This window comes from Aeromonas sp. R7-4 (genome assembly GCF_040908055.1).
GTDB lineage: Bacteria > Pseudomonadota > Gammaproteobacteria > Enterobacterales > Aeromonadaceae > Aeromonas > Aeromonas sanarellii.
Genome location: NZ_JBFODA010000030.1, coordinates 11,995 through 34,683, shown reverse-complemented (window position 1 = coordinate 34,683; position 22,689 = coordinate 11,995). Strand labels below are relative to the sequence as shown.

Annotated in this window: 17 protein-coding genes and 2 tRNA genes; 8 read left to right on the top strand and 11 right to left on the bottom strand. The window is 62.7% G+C overall.

Annotation, left to right across the window (positions count from 1 at the left end):
* Positions 1 to 11: 11 nt before the first annotated feature.
* Positions 12 to 191: a hypothetical protein gene (locus AB5Y72_RS07380; protein ID WP_029304370.1), complete on the top strand. Its 180-nt coding sequence runs from the start codon at positions 12 to 14 to the stop codon at positions 189 to 191.
* Positions 192 to 545: 354 nt separating this feature from the next.
* Here AB5Y72_RS07380 and AB5Y72_RS07375 read toward each other — a convergent pair whose 3' ends face one another.
* On the bottom strand, positions 546 to 2,858 hold the full coding sequence (locus AB5Y72_RS07375; RefSeq protein ID WP_160171060.1) for a DUF927 domain-containing protein: 2,313 nt from the start codon (positions 2,856 to 2,858) through the stop codon (positions 546 to 548).
* 38 nt (positions 2,859 to 2,896) lie between these two features.
* Entirely contained in the window at positions 2,897 to 4,054 is a 1,158-nt protein-coding gene (locus AB5Y72_RS07370; RefSeq protein ID WP_368198790.1) for a tyrosine-type recombinase/integrase, read from the bottom strand.
* A 723-nt stretch (positions 4,055 to 4,777) separates the two neighbouring features.
* On the opposite strand from AB5Y72_RS07370, the gene AB5Y72_RS07365 reads away from it, so the two are divergent.
* Both AB5Y72_RS07365 and AB5Y72_RS07360 read left to right on the top strand, forming a co-directional pair.
* Positions 4,778 to 4,853: transfer RNA gene (locus AB5Y72_RS07365), tRNA-Phe, on the top strand.
* A 7-nt stretch (positions 4,854 to 4,860) separates the two neighbouring features.
* Positions 4,861 to 4,936, top strand: a tRNA-Asn gene (locus AB5Y72_RS07360).
* A gap of 65 nt (positions 4,937 to 5,001) precedes the next feature.
* Here the strand turns inward: AB5Y72_RS07360 and AB5Y72_RS07355 are convergent.
* Together AB5Y72_RS07355 and AB5Y72_RS07350 are read right to left on the bottom strand one after the other, a co-directional pair.
* Complete coding sequence (locus AB5Y72_RS07355) at positions 5,002 to 5,223, bottom strand: hypothetical protein (RefSeq protein ID WP_042078030.1); 222 nt, start codon at positions 5,221 to 5,223, stop codon at positions 5,002 to 5,004.
* A 164-nt stretch (positions 5,224 to 5,387) separates the two neighbouring features.
* Positions 5,388 to 5,522 carry a hypothetical protein gene (locus tag AB5Y72_RS07350; protein WP_081843827.1) on the bottom strand — a complete coding sequence of 45 codons (135 nt, stop codon included), beginning with the start codon at positions 5,520 to 5,522 and terminating at the stop codon, positions 5,388 to 5,390.
* A 224-nt stretch (positions 5,523 to 5,746) separates the two neighbouring features.
* Here AB5Y72_RS07350 and AB5Y72_RS07345 point away from each other — a divergent pair, with 224 nt between their 5' ends.
* Both AB5Y72_RS07345 and AB5Y72_RS07340 read left to right on the top strand, forming a co-directional pair.
* Positions 5,747 to 7,024, top strand: a complete 1,278-nt coding sequence (locus AB5Y72_RS07345; RefSeq protein WP_318162707.1) for an alpha/beta hydrolase — start codon at positions 5,747 to 5,749, stop codon at positions 7,022 to 7,024.
* Between the two features lie 98 nt (positions 7,025 to 7,122).
* The gene (locus AB5Y72_RS07340; protein WP_368198789.1) at positions 7,123 to 10,686 is read left to right on the top strand and encodes an ATP-binding cassette domain-containing protein; all 3,564 of its coding nucleotides are present in this window, start codon (positions 7,123 to 7,125) and stop codon (positions 10,684 to 10,686) included.
* A gap of 53 nt (positions 10,687 to 10,739) precedes the next feature.
* On the opposite strand, the gene AB5Y72_RS07335 is transcribed toward AB5Y72_RS07340, so the two are convergent.
* The 5 genes from AB5Y72_RS07335 to trmB form a co-directional block, all read right to left on the bottom strand.
* A complete protein-coding gene (locus AB5Y72_RS07335) occupies positions 10,740 to 10,949 on the bottom strand; it encodes a YgdI/YgdR family lipoprotein (protein WP_042078035.1) in 210 nt (69 codons plus the stop codon).
* A 199-nt stretch (positions 10,950 to 11,148) separates the two neighbouring features.
* Positions 11,149 to 12,441, bottom strand: a complete 1,293-nt coding sequence (locus tag AB5Y72_RS07330) for a sulfurtransferase (protein WP_368198787.1) — start codon at positions 12,439 to 12,441, stop codon at positions 11,149 to 11,151.
* Between the two features lie 29 nt (positions 12,442 to 12,470).
* The gene (gene glsB / locus AB5Y72_RS07325) at positions 12,471 to 13,391 is read right to left on the bottom strand and encodes a glutaminase B (protein WP_164884769.1); all 921 of its coding nucleotides are present in this window, start codon (positions 13,389 to 13,391) and stop codon (positions 12,471 to 12,473) included.
* A gap of 98 nt (positions 13,392 to 13,489) precedes the next feature.
* On the bottom strand, positions 13,490 to 13,822 hold the full coding sequence (locus AB5Y72_RS07320) for a YggL family protein (RefSeq protein WP_042078042.1): 333 nt from the start codon (positions 13,820 to 13,822) through the stop codon (positions 13,490 to 13,492).
* Positions 13,823 to 13,848: 26 nt separating this feature from the next.
* Entirely contained in the window at positions 13,849 to 14,562 is a 714-nt protein-coding gene (gene trmB, locus AB5Y72_RS07315; RefSeq protein ID WP_042078043.1) for a tRNA (guanosine(46)-N7)-methyltransferase TrmB, read from the bottom strand.
* A gap of 259 nt (positions 14,563 to 14,821) precedes the next feature.
* On the opposite strand from trmB, the gene AB5Y72_RS07310 reads away from it, so the two are divergent.
* On the top strand, positions 14,822 to 15,889 hold the full coding sequence (locus AB5Y72_RS07310; RefSeq protein ID WP_325782008.1) for a M20/M25/M40 family metallo-hydrolase: 1,068 nt from the start codon (positions 14,822 to 14,824) through the stop codon (positions 15,887 to 15,889).
* Positions 15,890 to 16,077: 188 nt separating this feature from the next.
* A complete protein-coding gene (locus tag AB5Y72_RS07305) occupies positions 16,078 to 17,259 on the top strand; it encodes a PLP-dependent aminotransferase family protein (protein WP_042078047.1) in 1,182 nt (393 codons plus the stop codon).
* Between the two features lie 63 nt (positions 17,260 to 17,322).
* Here the strand turns inward: AB5Y72_RS07305 and AB5Y72_RS07300 are convergent, their stop codons facing one another.
* Entirely contained in the window at positions 17,323 to 18,864 is a 1,542-nt protein-coding gene (locus tag AB5Y72_RS07300; RefSeq protein ID WP_325782007.1) for a cyclic diguanylate phosphodiesterase, read from the bottom strand.
* Positions 18,865 to 19,099: 235 nt separating this feature from the next.
* Here AB5Y72_RS07300 and AB5Y72_RS07295 point away from each other — a divergent pair, with 235 nt between their 5' ends.
* A complete protein-coding gene (locus AB5Y72_RS07295) occupies positions 19,100 to 20,005 on the top strand; it encodes a TIGR01777 family oxidoreductase (protein WP_042078051.1) in 906 nt (301 codons plus the stop codon).
* A 42-nt stretch (positions 20,006 to 20,047) separates the two neighbouring features.
* On the opposite strand, the gene AB5Y72_RS07290 is transcribed toward AB5Y72_RS07295, so the two are convergent.
* Positions 20,048 to 22,501 (bottom strand): FtsX-like permease family protein, encoded by a 2,454-nt coding sequence (locus AB5Y72_RS07290; protein WP_325782006.1) that lies wholly within the window; start codon positions 22,499 to 22,501, stop codon positions 20,048 to 20,050.
* Positions 22,502 to 22,689 lie beyond the last annotated feature (188 nt).

The following is a 22,689-nucleotide window of genomic DNA, read 5'->3' as shown; positions in this document are numbered from 1 at the left end:
AGGAGTGATGCATGAGTAAAATGATCCAGATGAAAGAGTCCACCGCAAAGCGCGAAGTGAAGCAGGAATACGGCCTGACCGAAACGGATGGCCAGGCTTTCTGGGATCGGGTGAACCGGGTGATCGGTGAATCCCGAGAGGAAGTCGATAATGAAGACCGCGTTCCTGCCGGATATGAAGTGTATCGATAACGTCAACACGTACATGTTAGTTGGTCATTAGTTGACTCCTGTGAGCGATATCTGCCACGAAACGCTCGTAACGACAAAGCGGCCAGTTCTACTGGCCTCTTTTTTTGGACCGTTCGACAGCATCGGCTGAGATCACATCAGTGAACAATACCGGGGTAATCTCCGCATGGCGAGGCACCTGTATCGCGGTTTAGCGACCCAATGAGCCGTTTTGGCTGCGCCGCCCTCCAAACCTCCGCAACAAGATCATCCTGGCCTTCTCGGCCTGCTAAAACGTTCCTCCCCTTGCTGCCTGCTTTTGCCACCGGATCCCATAAAAGCAAAGGGGCCAGTTCGCACTGGCCCCTCTTACTCTTAAAACTGCTCGATGTGTGTCGTCTCCTCCGGTGTTTCCGATGTGGGGGGGGCGCTGATGCTACCCGCCTTGCTGTTTGACAGTCGGCTAAAAATTCGCTTTGATGGTTCGCGTTTTGGCTTCGAGCCCTTCAGGCTTTCACTCTCTCCGGCATGGCTACTGGCAATCTCACCAGCACCGCCAAACAATCTATTCAAATAGAACGAGTAAAAGCCACTCTCCACACCCGCTACCTTGATATTTTTTACATAGCGGTCTTGTGCCTGCCTCTCAAGATACTGGTTATCGAACAACCATGCTTTAACAGCTTTACCCATGCTAGGAACCAGTTTTTCGAACTGCTCCTTGAAGATGTAACACCGTTCGCCTTCTATGAAGCCCAAGAGCTCCCTCGTTATAACAGATGGCCTTCCAGGATTAAGTTTCTGTCGTTGGAGCGCTACCGTATTCTTGAACTGGAAAGCGGCGCGGGCGACGTCATCCAGTTGATCCTCCAAGGAAGCAACCCAGCGATTAGCGCACTCAAGCACGGCGGTCTCCACCTCCTCCTCGGTATAGGGCAACACCCCCAGCTCGATGCCATACAAGCCGGTAGCCAGCGTTATAGCGAAGAAATCCAGGCCACGGCGAACCAGAGGTGAATCCATCGCGCCATTGACCATCTGCATCAGGCGCTCGGCACACTCATTGACACGGCTGCGAACTAACTCTTGCAAAGCCTCATAAGAAGTGGCCTCCGGCAAGTTCAATAGCCCTTGTGCCAAAGCCGGAAGGGCTGTGCCGTAGTATTGACCACAGGCCGCTTTGAGTTGGTCAATCCGGGCTTTGGCTTGGGCCAGGGTTTCGTCGGGCAATTTCGCATCATCGGGGTGAACCTCGATGTTGAGCATCCGCACATAGACACCGGAATTGGCACTGCCACCCGTTTTCCTCAGATAGTCATCTGTGCTGAGTTCACCAGTGGATATAATACAGAGGATGGCTGAGTCTTGATCCTCCTTCTCATCCCCACCCGTTTCACACCTTCCTTTGGTTTTCCCATTGGATAGGGCATAGATGGTTCCGTCGAAATTTTTGCTGTTGTGTGACCCAAGCTCATCCAGTACTAACCCCATACCGTGGTGACTTTTTGCCACAGCAAACAGCCAATTCGTCGTGCCATGCCACTTCCTGATAGCAGACCCACCATCTTTGCTTGGGTCAGTAGCTCGTCCTACGACACTCTGTGCCATCTGCGCCCGAGTCGTCTTGCCGCCTGAGCTGAGCCCATGCAAGTGAACAATAACCGTCCCCTCCTTCAGGAGGTTCAACAATACATTCCCAAGCATCGCCAAAATCGGAAAAATCATGTTAGGGAGCTGCCGGACAGGCCCAGCCACATGCTCTTGCCATTCCAGCAAGGTGCCTTGTGCTCTCAGTTGCGGCAATACTTTACGGATTTGATAGCTGAGCTTGGTTTCCGAGGTTCCAATGTTTCGCTGTAGCACTGTCTCATGCGTTACATAGATCAACTTTCCAGAGATAAATCCAGCCTGCTCAACGCGATAAATTGGCTCAATTGAGTTGCACCTTGAGCAGTGGTTCATAAACCGATAAAGCTGCCGATCGTCATGACCATAATACCCAACACGTAGCTCACCCAACTGGACCTTGACCCTTTTCAAGTCATGTAGGACATCATCAAGCAGGACTGTAAAGACGTGTGGCTTATCATCATAGCCAATGCAGACCAGCACCAACCCTTTGAACTGATTGTTATTATCAAGTACGCAATTGAGCGGAAGGACTAACGTATCGAACAGATCAATGGGCTTCATTCCTTCAAGGTACACCACTTTCAGGTCAGGGCTAACAACGTAGTGCTCGGGCAACAGACTGGATTTCATCCATGTTTGGAGTTCACCAATGGTATACGACAGATGAGTACCATCCGACCTGACGGGACGCTCCGAAGAGCCCTTCTCCTGATTAAGGGCTAGCCCCTCTTCGGATGCCAGATAGGTCGCTTCCTGAGACCACTGATGGATTCGCGCCAGTTCTTGCAGCGCTAAGTTTTGATGGCTGCAATAGGGTTCGCTGGATACTAATAAAGCTGGCTCTGATGGCTGAACTACCGGAGCGATAGCAGAGACAGGAACCGATTCTGGCGCGGGTGCCTCCTGATCCGAGTCAGGTACCGAGTCTGTCGGCGGCACAACCTGATTAGCAATATGGAGGGAACCTAGTGAGCCCCTTCTTTGATGCGTCCTATCAGTAATGAAACGATTCAGTTTACCGTTATTATCTTTTTTTTTGGAACGATGCATAATCATTAATGGGGGAGTCTCTCTCCCCCATCTCCTAAAGTTGGTTAGCAGGTGAGATTGGGGAGGTCCCATAAGGTGTGTAATTCGTTTACGGCCTTGACCAGCGTCTTATCATGATAACGTGCGTACCTTTCAGTCATCCGAGGAGAGCTGTGGCCTAGGACTTTCTGCAATACATCGAGCGAACAGCCCTTGTTCAGCAGTGAAGTAGCGACGGTATGACGGGCATCGTGGATGCGTACCTCTGATAGCCCACAATCATTGCAGACTCGGTACCAATACCGACGTGGTTCTGAAATTTGAGAGACACCGTCCTGGCCTCGAAACAGCAGACCAGTCGTGCCATGGCGCTGGAGTTGAAGTCGAATTAACTCCAGCGCGAATTGATTAAGCGGTATTAGCCTTTCCCGACCAGACTTACTGGTAGGTAGGTACGCTATTTGTCGATTGAGATCGCAATCCTGCAGCTTTAGAGCTCTAGCTTCTCCCATCCGGGAGCCCGTTGCGAACAGGAAGAGCAACAGACGAGCCTTTTCTTCGTCAATGTCTTCCATCAAGCGAGCGACCAGCTTATTGACTGCCTCATCGGGTAAGCCCTTGGGAGGCAGGACAGGTTCGTATTTAGCGCGTATGCCTGCTGCAGGCGATGATTTGAGAATGCCGCGCTCCACTGCGAAGGTCGCTATGGCCTTGATCTGAGCGACGTAGCGATTCACCGTAGCAACAGATTTGGTTTTAGCTTGCTCCGCTTGAAAGCGCTCGATGTCATCACGGGTGACGCGGTTCAGTGGCTTGTGCCCTAAAGCTTCCACGATAGGTTTCACACGGGACTTAATAGTCCTGATAGAAAGATGAGTTTCCTGCACTGCGGGTAGGTAATCATCATAAATGAAGCGTTCTACCGATAAACTAGCGCGATAGGTTTGATTGAATCCATCAGGATCTGTAATGAGCTCCGCCATCAGTTTACGTGCTCTATCGCGTATCACTTTGAGGCTAGCCTCATTAGTATTCGCGATAATAAACCGATGACGCTTATTGTTTCTCTGCACATTGAAGTAGCCGCCCCTGGTACCAGATGGACATGTGATCCATGAGAGCCAAGGGACGTACTCGTCTTTCACCTCTTTTTGTTTGGAGCCGTGTTTTCCACGTGACTCCGGCCTACTTTTAGCAGTTGGCGTTGACACTTCGCTGCTCACAACTACCTCTCTAACCATAACCGTCGGGATTGACGGTTATGGGAGGCATTTTGCATTTTCATAGCCAAAGAACAACTGTACAAAAAGCAGTCACCGCATTGATATTTAATGCCTTTTTTATGTTTGAAGACTCTGGATGCCGCCTAGAGAGGACGATTCAGAGGCAAATATCAGATCCCGCTCTGGAGACCGACTTTCTGAATCTCGTGACAAACACCCCTGATTTGTTGGGGTGATCGTAATTTGCCAATCCGAAAAATCCATTCGATTGAGTCCCTTTTGGGGGTGTAACCAAGATCCATTTTTGTGATGCCCATCACAATAAATTTGAGTTCCCCCGCCGAAACACCATCATTTCTCTTCTTCACAGGGACGCTGAGGAGCTGACGACCGGAGGTACAGAGGCAGCGACACAGCAAACCCTGTCTGGTCAATTTCTGGTAACTTTTCAGCGCACAAAAAACATGCACATTAGTTCATCAGTTTTTTGCCAAAAAATGGGCTCATTTGTTGGGGGCTCGGGGTGGGTGAGAGAGCGAAAAGGTAATTCCATAAAGGGAAAAAACCTCGATAGAAGAACATACCGACAACCGGATCCCGGTGTGGAGTCAGGGACTCCTTGCACACTATCTCGCCACTTGGTTCACCCTATGCAAAAACATGCCAGAAACTGGGGCTTCAAGGTTGACACCCCAGTCCAGAAAGGGTTTAATGCGCGCCGTTGCCCAGATAGCTCAGTCGGTAGAGCAGGGGATTGAAAATCCCCGTGTCGGCGGTTCGATTCCGTCTCTGGGCACCAAGACTCTTCCTCCGTAGTTCAGTCGGTAGAACGGCGGACTGTTAATCCGTATGTCACTGGTTCGAGTCCAGTCGGAGGAGCCAAATTTGAAAGGCCCGCTCAATCGAGCGGGCCTTTCTGCATCTTGTCCTTCCCCGGGCGCGTCATCCTAGTAGCGGTTCTCGTCGCCGTGCCACACATGCCCTGCCGAACAGGCCCGCGCGACCTCGTGACAGGGGTCGTCCGCATGGCGGCGGAAGAAGTGCTGATCCTGTTGCAGCAGGAGCGAACTCATCGAGTGATTCATGCCGGCCAGCGCCTCGCCAGCGGTCAATCCTGCAACCCGGTGATCGGTGGCCAAATGGGCCAGAACTTTTTCACGACTATTCATGATCGCCTCCCTCTGTGGATCCCGTCGTAACTTGACCATAGCAGCAGCGCTCCGAATACCGCAAACCCGCGCCAGCAAAGGGCTTCAGGCCGGTCCTGGTTAGTGCCCGGGGCGACAGACATGCAAAAGCCCGCTCATCAAGAGCGGGCTTTTGCTTCAATCTGCTAGCCGCCGTTGCAGGCCGCCAGCAGCAGGGTGGCCCCGCAGGTGGCGCTGAAAACCAGCAAGCCCGCCTGCAACACCCCCTCCGGATCCGTCTGTTTCCTTTTCTTCCTGAACCTTGTCCATCTAGGCTTCATCGAGCCTGCTCCATCCTTTCCTGCACCCCTGCCCTTCTCGGCAGGCGGCCCATCTTCATCCGGGGAGACACCCGCCGTCAATCGCCCGGGCGCAATAATTCAGCTCCCCGCTCCCGCCATGACCACGGCCCATCATCTTGTTAACCATCAGGAAAACCGGCGTGACCCCTCTGCGCGCCAGGGCTATGATGAAGCCGACGATTTCCACCCCAGGGAGACCCCAGATGAGCAGCCCCTTGCACTACGTGCTGGATGGCATCCATTGCGAGCCACACTTCTTCACCGTGCCCCTCGACCACCAGCGACCGGACGACGAGGAGACCCTCACCCTGTTCGGTCGCACCCTCTGTCGCCAGGACAAGCGAGACGCTGATCTGCCCTGGCTGCTCTATCTGCAGGGGGGCCCGGGCTTCGGCGCCCCGCGCCCGACCGCAAGCGGCGGCTGGATCAAGCGGGCCCTGCAGGAGTTTCGGGTGCTGCTGCTCGATCAGCGCGGCACCGGCCACTCCAGTCCCATCCACGCCGAGGCCCTGGCGGGGATGTCCCCCCGGGAGCAGGCGCACTACCTCGGCCATTTTCGCGCCGACAGCATAGTGCGGGATGCCGAATACGTTCGCGAGGTACTGAGCCCGGGTCGCCCCTGGAGCCTGCTCGGCCAGAGCTTCGGCGGTTTTTGCAGCCTCACCTACCTCTCCCTGTTCCCGGACAGCCTGCACGAGGTCTACCTCACCGGCGGGGTGGCCCCCATTGGTCGCAGCGCGGACGAGGTCTACCGCGCCACCTACCGGCGGGTGGCGGACAAGAACCGCGCCTTCTTCACCCGCTTCCCCCATGCCCAGGCCATCGCCAACCGGCTGGCCAACCACCTGCACCACCACGACGTGCGCCTGCCCAACGGCCAGCGCCTGACGGTGGAGCAGCTACAGCAGCAGGGGCTGGATCTCGGGGCCAGCGGCGCCTTCGAGGAGCTCTACTACCTGCTGGAGGACGCCTTCATCGGCGAGCGGCTCAACCCCGCCTTCCTCTACCAGGTGCAGGCCATGCAGCCGTTCAACACCAACCCGGTGTTTGCCATCCTGCACGAATCCATCTACTGCGAAGGCAGCGCCAGCAACTGGGCGGCAGAGCGGGTCAGGGGCGAACACCCCGAGCTCAACTGGGCACCGGGCAAGGATTTCGCCTTCACCGGCGAGATGATCTTCCCCTGGATGTTCGAGCAGTTCCGCGAACTCATTCCCCTGAAGGAAGCCGCCCATCTGCTGGCCCAGAAGGCGGACTGGGGCCCTCTCTACGACCCGGCGCAGCTGGCCCGCAACCGGGTTCCGGTGGCCTGCGCCGTCTATGCCGAGGACATGTACGTGGAGTTTGACTACAGCCGCGACACCTTGCGGGGGCTTGGCAACAGCCGCGCCTGGATCACCAACGAGCACGAGCACAACGGCCTGCGGGTCGATGGCGAACAGATCCTGGACCGGCTCATCCGCTTGAACCGGGATCGCTGATCCCGCGCGGGCGATGCCCCCGCCACAATAAAGAATATCGAGGGCGGCCCATGAGCCGCCCCGCCCATGGAAGCAACACAAAACAACAAGGATACCCATTGGATCATCCGGAAATCTCGGCCGGCTGGCTGAGTCGCCTCTTCTATCGCTGGACGGGCCCGCTGCTGCGCAAGGGGCTGACCCAGCCCCAGGTCAGTCTCGACGATCTCTATCCCCTGCTGCCGGAAGACAGGCGCGACGGCCGCGCCGACGCCTTCCTCGCGCTCACCGCCCGCCAGCCGGTGCGCCCCTGGCCCCTGACCGCCTTTATCTGGCGCCATTACAAGGGACGGATTGGCCTGCTCACCCTGCTGCAACTGCTCGGCATGCTCGCCACCCTGACCAGCCCCTGGCTGCTCAACCACAGCATGACCCAGCTCGGCACCGATGCCACCACAAGCCACAAGCTGCTGCTGGCCCTGGCCCTGTTCGCCTCCGTGCTCGCCGCCGGCATGCTGGCGGAGCACTCCCTGCAACTGGCCCTCAAGATGCACGTGCCCATCCGCCGTCTGCTGGCCGAATCCCTGCTCGCCAAGGTGATGAAGCAGGGTGGCAAGAGCTTCGACGACAGGGCCGGCGGCCGGGTTCAGAACCTCATCAACCGGGACGTGTGGGACATTACCTGGATTCTTGCGGACCCCGCCATGCCGCTCACCATGCTGCTGCAACTGCTCGGTACCATCGCCCTACTGGTGTGGCAGGTGGGCAGTGCCGGTCTGGTGGGCTTCGCGGTGCTGGCCCTGCTACTGCTCATCTCCACCCGGGTGGTACGGCGCATGAACCAGCAGGAGCAGCAGCTCAAGCGTCAACAGGACGAGCGCAACGGCATCCTGGCGGAATACATCAAGAAGCTGCGGCTGGTGCGCCAGAACGGGCTTGGCCCCTTCTTCACCCGGGCGGCCAACACCAAGCGCCGGCAGGAGCTGGGGGTGCTCGGCCGGGTGCTCAGGCTCGATGCCATCAACAGCTTCCTGATGATGAGCACGCCGCTGCTGGTGACGCTCGCCACCTTCACCACCTACCTGGTGTCGGGCAACACCCTCACCCTGCCCCAGGTGTTCACCACCATAGCCCTGTTCACCGTGCTGCGCATCCCCATGATGCGGCTGCCCTACCTCATCCGCACCCTGATCAACTTCAACACCGGCTTCAACCGGCTGTGCGAGTTCCTCAACAGCCCCGAGCAGCACAGGGATCTCGACGACCCCAGCCTGCCGGCAGGGGCCTTGCAACTGGATGGCGTCACCGCCCTGCACCAGCAGAAGCCGGTGCTGGAGGGGATCAGTCTCGCCATCGCACCGGGGGAGCTGGTGGGGATCACAGGCCCCACCGGGGCGGGCAAGAGCTGCCTGCTGCACCTGGTCGCCGGCTTCGACGACGACTTCGCGGGCAGCATCCGCCGCCACGGTCGGGTCGCCCACCTGGGTCACAAGCCCTGGCTGATGAACGACAGCATCCGCAACAACATCCTGTTCGGCCAGCCCTGGGACGAGGAGTGCTACCACTGGGTGCAGGGCGCCTGCGCCCTCACCGCCGATCTCGAGCTGCTCAGCCACGGGGATCAGACCCTGGTGGGGGAGCTCGGCACCCGCCTCTCCGGCGGTCAGCAACAGCGGGTCGCCCTGGCCCGCGCCCTCTACGCCCGGGCCGATATCCTGCTGCTGGACAACCCCTTGTCTGCGCTCGACCCCGTGGTCGCGGCCCAGGTGCTGGCGCAGGGGCTCGCCTTCAGGCCGGGGCCGACCCGGCTGCTGGTGAGCCATGACCCCGACGTGCTGGCCCGCTGCGATCGGGTGATCCGCATCGAGCAGGGCCGGCTGGTGGAGCTAGACGCCCACCAGCTGGCGGACCTCATCCAGCACCCGCAGCCTGCCCCTCTGCTCGCCCCCCAGGAGGCGGAGCAATTCAGCGAGGAGAAGGTGGTGGAGGGCAAGGTGGACTGGGGACTCTTCGGCTTCATGTGGCAGCGCCTGGCTGCTCCCGGCGCCATCCTGATCGCCCTGCTGCTCACGCTAGGTCAGGAGGGGCTGCGCATCGCCTCGGATCTCTGGCTCGGCGGCAAGGCCGAGGTGAGCGATGTCAGCACCCTGCTCGGCATCTATGTGCTGCTGGGGGCTGGATCGCTGGTCTGCATCATGGTGGTGCGGGTCATCAACTACAAACTCGGCCTCAAGCTGGCCTGGACCCTGTTCGACGGCATGCTGGGGCGCATCAGCCGCGCCCCCATGGCCTTCTTCGACAAGGTGCCCCAGGGGCGCATCCTCAACCGCTTCGATCGGGATCTCGGGGAGGCCCAGGAGATCCTGCTGTCGATGCTGATGGGGCTGTTCGGCATGCTGGTCTCTGTGCTGCTGCAGGTGATGGTGATCGGCATCAACATCCCCCTGCTGCTGCTCATCGCCCCCCTGGTGGGCTGGGCGCTCTACGTGCTGCAGCGCCGCTACCGGGCGGTGCAGCTCAAGCTGCGGCGCCAGTCCTCGGTGCTGCGCTCCCCGCTCTACATCAGCATCAGCGAGACCATCCGCGGCGCTCCCGCCCTGCGTCTGGCCGGGGCCGAGCGCTTCGCACTGGATCAGGTGCTGCATCACTATGACAACAACCTGCGCAGCTGGTACACCACCACCTCCATCAACCGCTGGCTCGGCATGCACCAGACCCTGCTCTCCGCCGCCCTGGTGGGTGCCGTGGCGCTAATGGTGGCCTTTGGCAACAGCCCGCTGCTGGGTGCCGTGGCCATCACCTACGCCTTTACCGCCTCGGCCATGCTCAATTCCCTCATCCGTACCTTCGCCGAGGTGGAGCAGGTGATGAACGCGGTGGAGCGGGTGCGGGAATACAGCGAGATAGAGAGCGAGCGCCAGGAGGGGGAGGCCCTCGCCACCCTCCATCCGGCGGTGCGCTTCGACAACCTGGGGCTGCGCTATCCCGGCGCCAGCCAGTGGGCGCTGCACAGGGTGAGCTTCGAGCTGGCCCCCGGCGAGAAGGTGGGCGTCTGTGGCCGCACCGGGGCGGGCAAGAGCTCGCTGCTGGGGGTGCTGCAGGCCATGTATCCCGCCTCCCAGGGGGAGATCCATTACGGCGATCAGCCGCTCTCCCGGCTTGCGCCTGAGGCGGTGCGCGCACTCTACGACACCGTCTCCCAGATCCCCCTCACCTTCTTCGGCACCCTGAGGGCAAACCTGGCCCCCCTGGCTGCACACGACGACGCCGCGCTGGAACAGGCCCTGGCCCGGGTGGGGCTGGCCGAGCGCTGCGCCGGCCGGCTGGATGAGGATCTCGACAGGCTGCAACTCTCCGCTGGCGAGACCCAGCTGCTGGTGATCGCCCGCATCCTGCTGTCGCACCGACCGCTCATCGTGCTGGACGAGGCCACCTCGGATCTCAGCCACGGCGGCATGCGCAAGATGGCGGAGCTGCTCTATCGCTACCGCCCGGAAGCCAGCTACCTGGTGATCGCCCACCACCTGGAGCCGCTCTTGTCGGTGGACAAGGTGGTGGTGATGGAGGCCGGCACTGTGGTGGAGCAGGGGTCGCCGGTTAGCCTGCTGGCCAACCCGGACTCCCGCTTCCACCGCCTGTTCGCCGGCCAGGTCAACCGTCAGGTGGAGGAGCTGATCAGATAGCGCCGAAACAAAGAGGGCTGCCCAGGGGCAGCCCTCTCGCCATGCCTCGCGCCTCAGCGCTCCATGATCTGGGTGATGTCGTCCTTATTGATCAACATCTCCCGCCCCTCTTCGTCGTAGTAGCGGTACATGCCCGTGTCCTCATCCAGCCTGGGCTTGCTGTCGGTGGTAATCATCTTCCCGTCCCGGGTGCTCATGATGTATTGGGAGCTGCACGCCACCAGCCCCAGGGCACACACCAGGATCATCGTCAGTCGTTTCATCGCCCGCCTCTTCTCCCTCTGGCATCCTCAGGACGAGGATGTTTCTTGAAGCCTAGCTCAGGCGCCTTCCCCCGAATGAGTGCCGCCAGAATATGAGAACAGCGAGGCTGAACAGCGAATTGACAGTGGGATATGCCAGGATGCACCAATGAAAAAGGCCGGACATGGGTCCGGCCTCTGGTTTCCATCGGTGCAAACATCACTCGGCAGGCTTGCGCTCGCCGGTGACCGTGGGGTTGGCAGGGTCGGCACTCCACTCGTACCAGCCGCCGTCGTAGACGCTGATCCGCTTCCAGTCCATCAGCCAGGCGTAGAAGAAGGCCTCGGAGGCGCGCCAGCCGGTGCCGCAGTAGAAGGCGGCCTGCTGGGTCGGCTCGATGTGCCACTCGTCCCACATGGCGAGGATCTCCCGGGCCGGCTTCATGGTGCCGTCCGGGTTGTGGAAGTCGCTCATGCTGTTGGCATCCACGCCCCCACGACCCCACTTGGCCCCGGGGATGTCGCCCTTGGGTTTGATGTAGCTGTAGCCCGAGGTGTTGCCGACGAACTCGTCCCAAGTGCGCACGCTGACCAGGGCGCCGTCGGGCTGCTTGAGCAGCTCTTTCGCCTGACTCAGGGTGGTGTAGTACTCGGGACGGGCCGGAATGGCGACGCCGAACTCCTTGGCCGGTTTGAAGGTGTTGGCCAGGCCGGTCTCGGTGCGCAGGTGCTGCACGAACCAGGCGTCCAGGCCGCCGTCCAGCAGGCGCACGTCCTCGACGCCCGCGTACATCATCAGGTGCGCCGCCCGGGCTGCCGCCATGGTGTTGCGACCGTAGAGGATGACGGTGGTGTCGTGGCGAATGCCGTTCTCCAGCAGCAGGGCCTTGAGCGCCTCGTCAGAGACCTTGTTCCAGAGCGGTTCCGCCTCCAGGCGGTTGGTGTCGATGTAACCGGCCCCCGGGATGTGGCTCAGCAGGTAGGCCTTGGGCGCGCCCCAGTCCACTTCGAAGACCTTCCAGTCCCCCTTGGGGGCGGCGGCGACCGGCTTGCCGGCCTGCAGATCCGCCAGCCAGAGCGGATAGACCAGCTGCTGCCAGCGGGCCAGGTGCTCCCGGGGAGCCTCCTTCCAGCCCTGCAGCTCGAACAGCTGCTTGATGCCCTGCTGGCGCAGCAGGCGGGCCACCTCGGCCACTTCCCGCGGGGCGCCGTAGAGGGCGACCGGCCGATCGGCCTTCAGCCCCTTGCTTGTCAGCGCCTTGGTCCACTCCTCGTCACTGTATTTCCACTCGGCGGAGAGCAGCTCGGCGCCGGCCACGTGGCCCCCCTGCTTCTCCCCTTCCATGGGCCAGCCCTGATAGAAATAGCTGGGGCGGGTATCCAGGATCACCGCCTGCTTCGCCTTGGCATCGGCCAGGGAGAGGGGCGGCAGTTCGGCGGCCAGAGCTGGCCAGGCAGACCAGAGCAGCAAGGCCGCCAGCGCGGCCCGCCACACAGCTGTCATTCGTTTCATGATGTCGTCTCGATGCTAGTGAACAAAGGTTAAAAGATGGAGCGGCCAAGGCGCTCGGCCAGCAATTCCAGCGCCGCCGTCCCCGCCAGGGAGTTGCCCGCCTTGTTGAGCTCGGGCGACCAGACGCAGACCACCAGCTCCCCCGGGATCAGCGCCATGATGCCGCCCCCCACCCCGGACTTGCCCGGCATGCCGACCCGGTAGGCGAAGTCGCCCGCCTCGTCGTAGAGGCCACAGGTGGCGAGCAGGGCGTTGACCTGCTTGGTGGTGCGGGCCGGCAGCAGGGGCGTCGTCTCGCCAAGGGGCACGCCGCGGTTGGCCAGATAGATGAAGGTCCTGGCCAGATCGACGCAACTCATGCGGATGGCGCAGGCATTGAAATAGCTCTGCAGCACCTTGTCCACCTCGTTCTCGAAGTTGCCGTAGGCCTTCATCAGATAGGCGATGGCCGCGTTGCGGGCGGCGTGCTGGTATTCGGAGCGGGCCACCACCTGATCCGCCATGATGGCCGGGTTGCCCGAGAGGCGGCGGGCCAGCTCCAGGGTGCGCTGGCGCGGGGCGGTGAGCCGGGTCTCCAGCAGATCGCTCACCACCAGGGCGCCGGCGTTGATGAAGGGGTTGCGGGGAATGCCGTGCTCGAACTCCAGCTGCACCAGGGAGTTGAACGGCTGCCCCGAGGGCTCCTTGCCGACCCTGGCCCAGATCTCCTCCTCCTGATAGAGGGTGAGGGCCAGGGTCAGGCTCAGGGCCTTGGAGATGCTCTGGATGGAGAAGGGCTCGAAGGCATCACCGGCGGTGAACAGCTCCCCCTCCACGGTACAGACCGCGATCCCCAGCCGGTTCGCCGGCACCTGGGCCAGCGCGGGAATGTAATCGGCCACCTTGCCCTGCCCGAGCAGCGGTCGCACCTCTTCCAGGATGCTGGCCAGTAATTCGGATGACAACACCATCGGCAATTCCATGACGTGAGACGAGGCGGGACCAGCCCACCGACAAAAATCCCGCCGGCGGCGGGATTTTCTATGTGCCCGTGACAGGCAGTCCGATATCAGGCCGGCTCGCCATACCAGAGGTCGAACAGCTCGGTGACCACCACGGCTTCCAGCCCCTTGGCTTGCAGCCAGGACTGGATGGCGGCGCGATCCTCGTCGGTGCACTTGCCGAGTTGCTGGGTGCAGATCATGCCTTCCCAGGCCAGGTGACCCGAGCCGGCGAAGGCCAGCTTGCGAGGCTCCACCACCTCGTCGATCAGCGCATCGACCACGGCATCAATGGTCTCTTCGGCGGTGCCGACCGGGAAGTTGAAACTGATGTCGAACCCCATTTCCTGGAATTCGTCGACGCGCAGTTTCTTACGCAGGCGGCGGCTACGGTTGGCCATGATAGCTCCTTAGTTGATACGTTGACTCAGTTGACTCGTTTGAAAATCAGATCCCAGACCCCATGGCCCAGACGATGGCCACGTTGCTCGAATTTGGTCAGCGGGCGCCAGTCGGGACGGGGCACCCAGTTGCCGCTGGCGGAGGTGTTCTCGTACCCCTCGGCGGCGCTCATCACCTCCAGCATGTGCTCGGCGTAGTTTTCCCAGTCGGTGGCCATGTGGAAGACGCCACCGATGGCGAGCTTCTGGCGAATGGCCTGGGCAAAGGCCGGCTGCACGATGCGGCGCTTGTGGTGACGGCTCTTGTGCCAGGGGTCGGGGAAGAAGAGCTGCAGGCAGGAGAGGGAACCGTTCGGGATCATGTGCTCCAGCACCTCCACCGCATCGTGGCAGAGGACGCGCAGGTTGGTGACCCCCGCCTCCTGGGCGGTGCCGAGGCAGGCGCCCACGCCCGGGGAGTGCACCTCGATGCCGATGAAGTTCTTCTCGGGGGCATGCTTGGCCATCTCCACCAGGGAGGCGCCCATGCCGAAGCCGATCTCCAGCACCACGGGGGCCTCGCGGCCAAACAGCGCGACCAGGTCGAGCTGCTTTTGCTCAAAATCGATGCCCATGACCGGCCAGAGCTCTTCCAGGGCCTTCTCCTGCCCCTTGGTCAGGCGGCCTTCGCGACGGACGAAGCTGCGGATCTTGCGCATGAACTTGCCGTCTTCGTTAAACACATCTTGGGTCACAGACATAGTAAATTGCTCGTTATTTCATCGCTCTGGAGCAGAGGCGACATAAATGGATCGCTCGTTATTGCATCAATCGGCAAAAACAGGGGAGCGAATTATCCCAAGATAGCCACGGGGTGCAAGTGTTTCGCGCAACAAATCCCCTCGAACTGCCCACTTCCGCCGGCAAGGTTGACAAATGCCGCCCCCTTCACAGAATCTGCCGGGCGTCAGGCGCATCCTGACGCGGAAAAATAAACCATACACAACAAAGGATTGCAGTATGAAGAAAACCCTGTTGGCCCTCGCCATCCCGACCCTGCTGGCCGGGTGCAACCCCTCTGAAAACGACTCCCAGCCCCCCGCCCCCGGGACCCAGGCCCATGAATATCTGGTGCAGCTGAGCTCGAGCACCGAAGGCATAGGCGCCAGACCCACGGGCACCGAGGCCGAGACCCGGGCCGCCGCCTGGATCCAGGACCATCTGACCGGCTGGGGTTACGAGGTGCAGAACCAGCCTTTCACCTACACCCGAAGCGGCACCGAGAAGCACTCCCAAAACCTGGTCGCCGAGCTCAAGGGCCAGAGTGACAAGGTGATCCTCATCGGTGCCCACTACGACAGCACCGGCGAGAAGAAGGGCTCGGAAGGTGCCACCGACAACGGCGCCGGCGTCGCGGCCCTCTTGGCGGTCGCCGAGGCGCTCAAGGATCAGACTCTGCCCTACACGGTGCGCTTCGCCTTCTTCGGGGCCGAGGAGAACGGCCTCAACGGCTCCAGGGCCTATGCCGCCAGCCTCGATGGCGCCGCCGTCGCCAAGCTGCTGGCCATGGTGAACTACGACACCATCGCCGGTGGCGACATCGTCTACGTCCACTCCGCCCACTCCGACGTGGCCGAGTACAACTGTGCCGACCCGAGCCGCTACAGCTTCGATCCCAAGGTGCGCGACCGCCTGCTGGCCATCTCCAGGCAGACGTCGACCCCCTTCGCCATCCACCCCAGCTACGACGGCTACCCGGAGGGGGAGACCGGCAGCTGGTCCGATCACGCGCCCTTTGCCTGCCTCGGGGTGCCCATCGCCTATGTGGAGGCCACCAACTTCACCATCAACGGGGAGGACGGCTATGACGGCTACTCCCAGAGCACCAACCCGGCCCTGTGGGACTGCTACGACGATGCCACCAAGAGCGCCTGCGATCGGGACAGCGAGACCCAGTGGGGCAAGATCTGGCATACCGAGCACGACCGCCTCGACAGGATGGCGGAGCTCTTCCCGGGCCGCATAGAGCAGCAGCTCGGGGCCAACACCGATCTGATGATCCGTTTCCTGAAAGAACCAGGGCTCTGATCCCAGGGCGCTCCGGCAGGGCTTTTTGCGCCCCCGGCCTGTGTTGAAGCGATAAAATTCGGGCAGGTGTCAAACCTGCCCTTTTTTATGGATTTTTGTGACAGCCATTGCCTCATTTCTGAAATCTGATACAAACGGATAACCTGGCGGTTGAATGGAGCGACCGCCACCTAGTCAGAGAGAACCCTATGCAGCCGTTTTTTGCCCAGCGCTTCGAGAAGGTCGAGCCTTCCTTTATCCGTGAAATCCTCAAAGTCGCCGCCAATCCGGAGATCATCTCCTTCGCCGGCGGCCTGCCCAACCCCCATCTGTTCCCGGTCAAGGCCATCGAGCAAGCGTGCCAGGACGTGCTGCGCGAGCAGGGAGCCGCCGCGCTGCAATACGCCACCACCGAGGGCTTCGCCCCGCTGCGCCAGTTCATCGCCGACCGCTACCTGAGTCGCCACGGCATGGCCGTCAATCCTGACAACATCCTGATCACCAGCGGCTCCCAGCAGGCGCTGGATCTGCTGGGCAAGGTGCTGATCGACGAGGGGCAGGATCTCATCATCGAGGAGCCGGGCTACCTGGGCGCCATCCAGGCGTTCTCCGTCTACCAGCCGACCTTCAAGCCCATCACCCTGGGAGAGGAGGGACTGGATCTGGCCGCGCTGGATGCGCTGCTGGAGCAGGGGTCCAATGCCAAGCTGCTGTACGGGGTTCCGAACTTCCAGAACCCGAGCGGCGTCTCCTACAGCCGTGCCAACCGCGAGGCGCTGGCACAGCGCCTGGTGCGCCACGAGCTGCTGATGGTGGAAGACGACCCCTATGGCGAGCTGCGCTTCGAAGGGGAGCACCTGCCCCCCGTCGCCAAGCTGGCCCCCCACAATACAGTGCTGCTCGGCTCCTTCTCCAAGACGGTGGTGCCCGCGTTCCGCCTGGGCTGGATGCTGGTGCCGGACTGGCTGCGCAAGAAGGTCACCATTGCCAAGCAGGCCACCGACCTGCACAGCAACGCCTTCAGCCAGCAGGTGCTGCACCGCTTCCTGACCGACAACTCGCTGGATGCCCATCTGGAGAAGATCAAGGAGGTCTACGGCCGCCAGCGTGCCGCCATGGAGGCCGCCCTGGCCCGTCACTGCCCGCCCGGCGTCAGCTACACCCGCCCCGAGGGGGGCATGTTCCTCTGGCTGACCCTGCCATCCAGCGTCAGCGCCATGGCCCTGTTCGACGAGGCGATCAAGGAGAAGGTGGCCTTCGTGCCCGGCGCCCCCTTCTACGTGCGCCCCGAGATCCAGAACACCCTGCGTCTGAGCTTCTCCTGCGTGGACGAAGCGACCACGGAAGAGGGCATCCAGCGGCTGTGCCGCGCCCTGGCCCGCATGCTCTGAGCCGACCGGCCATAAAAAAACCAGCGACCCGGTCGCTGGTTTTTTTTCGTCCCCCGTTCGGCCTCAGGACCCGCCCTTCGCCAGCAGGCCGGCAAAGTGCTTCATGGGCATGGGCCTGCCGAAGAGATAGCCCTGCAGGAAGGTCACCTGGCGCGCCCGCAGGTAGTCGGCCTGCACCTGGTTCTCCACCCCTTCCGCCACCAGTTGCAGCCCGAGCCGGGTCGCGAGATCGATGACGTTCTCGACGATGTGGCTGGAGAGGGCGTCCGACCCTATCATGCCGACGAAGCTCTGATCGATCTTGAGGAAGTCGACCTGGAAGGTCTGCAGATAGGTGAGGCTGGAGTGGCCTGTGCCAAAGTCGTCGATGGCGATGAAGACGCCGAGGGCGTGCAGTTCGGCAAACAGCTGGTCCGTGGTCTCGTCCGCGACGATGAGCTCCCGCTCGGTCAGCTCCAGCACCAGCTTGATCGGGTTGGCCCTGAAGGCGTTGATGAAGTCCCGGCAATCCTCCACCAGGCTCAGATCCTTGCAGTGGCTCGCGCTGATGTTGAACCCGAAGTGAAACCCCCTTGGCAGCGTCTCCACCAGGGGCGCAAAGGCCTCGCGCACCTGCATCATCAGGGAGCGGGTCATGGGCACGATGAGGCCGCACTCCTCCGCCATGGGGATGAAGCGATCCGGCGAGATCATGCCCTGACGGGGATGCTGCCAGCGCATCAGCACCTCGCAGCCGCTCCAGTGGGCATCGTCCCCGGTCACCACGGGTTGCAGGTAGGGGATGAACTCCTGCTGATCCAGCGCCCGCTTCAGCTCCTGAACCGGCGAGGTCGGGCGCCCCGTCAGCCAGAAGACCCCCACCCCGAGCAGCAGCCCCAGCAGGGGATAGAAGATGACGCCGACCTTGGAGTAGTCCCAGATGTGGGCGCCGTACTCGTTGAGCGACACCCTGGTCACCACCTTGAACGGATATCTGGTCGAGGCCTGCTCGAGGTAACCCTGGCTCTCCTCGGGAATGAGCCGGTCGGTGAGCCGGCTGTCCCGCAGCAGCATCTGCTGACCCACCACCAGCCCGAGGGGCGAGTTGCGGCTCAGCATGTCCAGTATGTTGAGCAGGTAGTAGCCGTCGACCCCCACCAGCACGCTGAACTCCCCCGCCGCCTCCCGGTAGACGATGAGAGGGCGATTGGGCGTGACCGGGTTGCCCTTCATCAGATCGAGCCTGCCGCCCACATAGTCGTCCCGCGAGAACTTGCCGCTGACCGGGCCATAGAGGGAGGAGCAGTAGATGGTATCGCCCCTGGCCAGGTTGACGCTTCGCACGTCCGGCACCGTGGCCACCTGATCCCGCAGCCCCTGCACCACCTCGAGACAGGGCTTGTCCAGGCTGCCGGCAAGGGCCGACGCCGCCTGCCCGGCGTTGTCCAGGGTGCGGTCGAACATGACTCTGGCATGCTCCAGCCGCTCCACCGCATCCTGTCTCACGCCGTTGGCGGTCTGCCAGGTGACGATGGCCAGCCCCAGCACCATGGGCAGCAGGCCGGCCAGCAAGGCGCACAGCAGCCTGATATAGAATTGACGCACCCTTAAACGACGAAATGGCATAAGAGCCCTCATGGTCATGGCGAAAAAGCGCACAAGTGTACCCGCTGGTGCTCGCTTGGCAAGCACGAAGGAGACTCGGGATGCCGAGCCGGCCCGGATCATCGCCGACAGGTGGCCGTGGGGCCAGCCCCGCGCCCCCTGGCCAGCGGAAATTATAATGCTTATAAAAACAGGACCTTGTCCATCCAGCTCCCAGCCTCTAGAGTAGAGCCAACAGGGTCGGGGGAGGCAGCACATGAAGATACTGATCACGGGAGGCACGGGGTTTATCGGTCGCCGCCTGGTGGCGCACCTCAAGGTGGCACACGAGGTGGTGGTCCTGACCCGCCAGGGCAGCCGGGCCTATGATCTGCTCGGTCACGACGTCACCCTGCTCGACAGCCTGGACAGGCTGGATCATCTCAACGACGTGGACATCGTCATCAATCTGGCCGGCGAGCCCATCGCCGCCGGGCGCTGGAGCGAATCCCGCAAGCAGTTGCTGTGCAACAGCCGCTGGCTGCTGACCGAACAGCTGGTGGATCTCATCAAGCTCTCCGGTACGCCCCCCAGGCTGCTGCTCAATGCCTCCGCCATCGGCTGGTATGGTCGCCAGGGGGATGCCCCGCTGGATGAAACGTGCCAGACGCCCCACGACGAGTTCACCCACCGCCTCTGCCAGCAGTGGGAGCAGCTGGCCCTGCAGGCCCGCACACCCCAGACCCGGGTCTGCATAGTGCGCATCGGCCTGGTGCTCGGCATGGAGGGAGGGGCCCTGCCCAGAATGCTGCCCCCCTATCGGCTCGGCCTCGGCGGCCCCATGGGCAGCGGCACCCAGATGATGAGCTGGATCCACGTGCAGGATCTGGTACGCGCCATGCTGTTCCTCATCGAGCACGACGAGTGCGACGGCATCTTCAACGGCACGGCCCCGCAGCCCGTCAGCAATCGCGCGTTCAGCCAGACCCTGGCCGCCACGCTCCATCGCCCGCACCTCTTCTTCGTGCCAGCGCCCCTCTTGCGCCTCCTGATGGGAGAGGCGGCGGATCTGCTGCTCACCGGCCAGCAGGTGCTCCCCGTCCGTTTGCAGCAGGCAGGCTTTCACTTCACCTATCCGGCCCTGCCCGAGGCCCTGGCCGACCTGCTGCGCTCCCCGCGCTGACCCCATGAAAAATCCCGACCGAAGTCGGGATTGTCGTCTGCCTCAGAGCAGCCCCTGCCCCAGCCCCCTGAGTCTGTCGCTCAGGGTGCCCGCCAGCAGCTGGCGGCGCATGCCCTGCCCGGCCAGGGTCACCAGCAGGGCTCCCAGCAGGGGGAGTCCGGCCCAGATGGCCCAGTGGAACTGCCACTGGGCATCCTGCCACCACCACTGCAGGCCGAAGGAGCAGAGCTCCACCACCATGGCGGCGCAGAGCCCCGCCAGGGCGCCGCTCGCCACCAGCTCCCAGCGCAGCATCTTCTCGAGCAGGGCGCTGCCCGCCCCCAGGGTGCGCATCAAGAGCAGCTCCCGGCGCCGATGGGCCATGCTGGCCTGGGTCTGGGTCAGCAGCACCAGCAGGGCGGCCACCGTCACCAGCCCCAGCATCAGCCCCAGGGCCCGGCTCACCTGATCGGACACCAGGGTCAGCCTGGCGATCAGATCCTCCACGTCGATGAGGCTCACCGTGGGGTGGTGGCGGATGATCTCCACCTCGGCGCGGCGTCCCTGCTCGGCCAGCCGGGCGGGCAGGCGGTAGCTGCCGAGCCAGGTCTGGGAGAAGGGGGCCAGCACGTCCGGCGAGAAGATCATGTAGAAGTTGGGCCTCATGTTGTCCCACTTGATGGATCTCAGGCTGGTCACCCTGGCCTCGAACGCCCGCCCCTCTATGGTGAAGCCGAGCACATCCCCCAGCGCGATGCCGAGCCGCTCCGCCAGCGCCTCGTCGACGGAGACCTCCCCCTTGCCGGCGAGCCATTGGCCGGACGTCACCTTGTTGTCGGGGGGCAGGGTGGTGGTGGTGGTGAAGTTGAGCTCCCTGTCCACCCCCTCCCGCGCCGCATCCTCCCCCACGGCCTCCCCCGCTATCTTGGTCAGGCGTCCGCGCACCATGGGATAGAAGTCCGAGGTGATGGCGCCGGCCCGCTGCAGGTCGGCCAGAATGCCGTCGCGCTCCTCATCGGCCACGTTGACCAAGAAGCGGTTCGGGGCATCGGCGGGCAGGCGGGCGGAGAAGTCTTCGAGCAGATCGACCCGCGCCGCCCACAGCAGCCCGAACAGCATCAGCGCCAGGGCGAAGCCTGCCAGCTGGAACAGGCCGCTGCCACGCTCCCGAGAGAGGTGGCTGATGGCGAGCCGCAAGGCATGAGGCCCCTTGAGCCGGCTGCCGAGGCGCAGCAGCCCGGAGGCGAGCAGCGCCAGCAGCAGCATCAACACCCCCATGCCGCCGATGAGGCCGAGCGCCAGCCGGACGTCCGCGGTGAAACCCCACACCAGCGCGAACAGGCCGATCAGGCCCACCGGCACCGTCAGCCAGGGAGGGATCCCGGCCTCCAGCTCACGGCGCAGCACCCGCAGCGGCGGCACCTTGAGCAGGCGAAGGAAGGGCACGAACGCCAGCAACAGGGTGATGAAGAAGGCGACCGCGATCCCCAGGGCGAACGGCCGCCAGGAGGGAGGCGGCAGATCCGCCGGCAGCAGGTCCCCCAGCAGTTGCAGCGTCAGCCACTGCATGGCGCTCCCCGCCACCAGGCCCATGACCGCCCCCGCCAGGGTGAGGGAGAACAGCAGGGTGCCCATCAGCTGCCAGAGGGTGCGCCGCGACGCGCCGAGCGTCTTGAGCAGCGCCACCATGTTGGTCTGGCGATCGGCGAAATGGCGCACCGCTATGCCCATGGCCAGCGCCCCCAGCAGCACGCCGGCGAGGGACGCCAGGCGGAAGAAGCGCTCGGCATTGGCCAGGGGCTTGCCGACCTGGGAGCCCTCGTCGTCCGGCTTGATCAGCTTCTGCCCGGCGGTCAGTTTGGGGCCGAGCCAGGCCTCATAGCGGGCGATCCCCTCCCGGGAGCCCTTGATGAGGTAGCGCCACTGCTGACGGCTGCCCGGCAGGAGGGCGCCGGTCGCCTCCACATCGGCGCTGTGGATCAGGGCCCGCGGCGCCATCTGGAAGGGGCTGAAGCCCTGATCCGGCTCCTGGCCCAGCTCGCCGGCCACCCTCAGCCGGGTGTTGCCGACCTCCAGCTCGTCCCCCACCTTGGCGCCGAGCAGCAGCATCACCCGGGCGGAGAGCCAGATCTCGCCGGGGACAGGGGCGCGCTGGGGATTAAGCTCCAGCTTGCCGTAGAAGGGGAAGTCCCCCGGCACGGCGCGGATGGAGGCCAGTTGCAGGCCGTCGCCGTGAAACAGCATGCTGTTGAAGCTGACCGTGGTCTGCACGGCCAATCCCTCCTGACTCGCCCGCGCCAGCCAGTCGGCAGGCGCCGGTGTGGCGGAGCGCAGCACCCGATCCGCCCCGATGAAGTCGCGTCCCGACGCCTTGAGCCCCGCATCCAGCCGGTCCGCCACCAGGGCCACGCTCAGCACGCAGGCCACGCTCAGCGCCAGCGCCAGCACAAACCAGCGCAGCTCGCCGCTGAACCCCTCCCGGCGCAGCAATGTCAATCCCAGTCGCCACTGACTCATGACTCCCCCCTCACCGCCGACGCCAGCACAAGCCGGGGTGACAGCTCGCCACTGACCCCTGCCCGACGCAGCAATGTCAATCCCAGTCGCCAGTGACTCATGACTCCCCCCTCACCGCCGACGCCACCACAAGCCGGGGTGGCAGCTCGCCACTGAACCCTTCCCGGCGCAGCAATGTCAATCCCAGT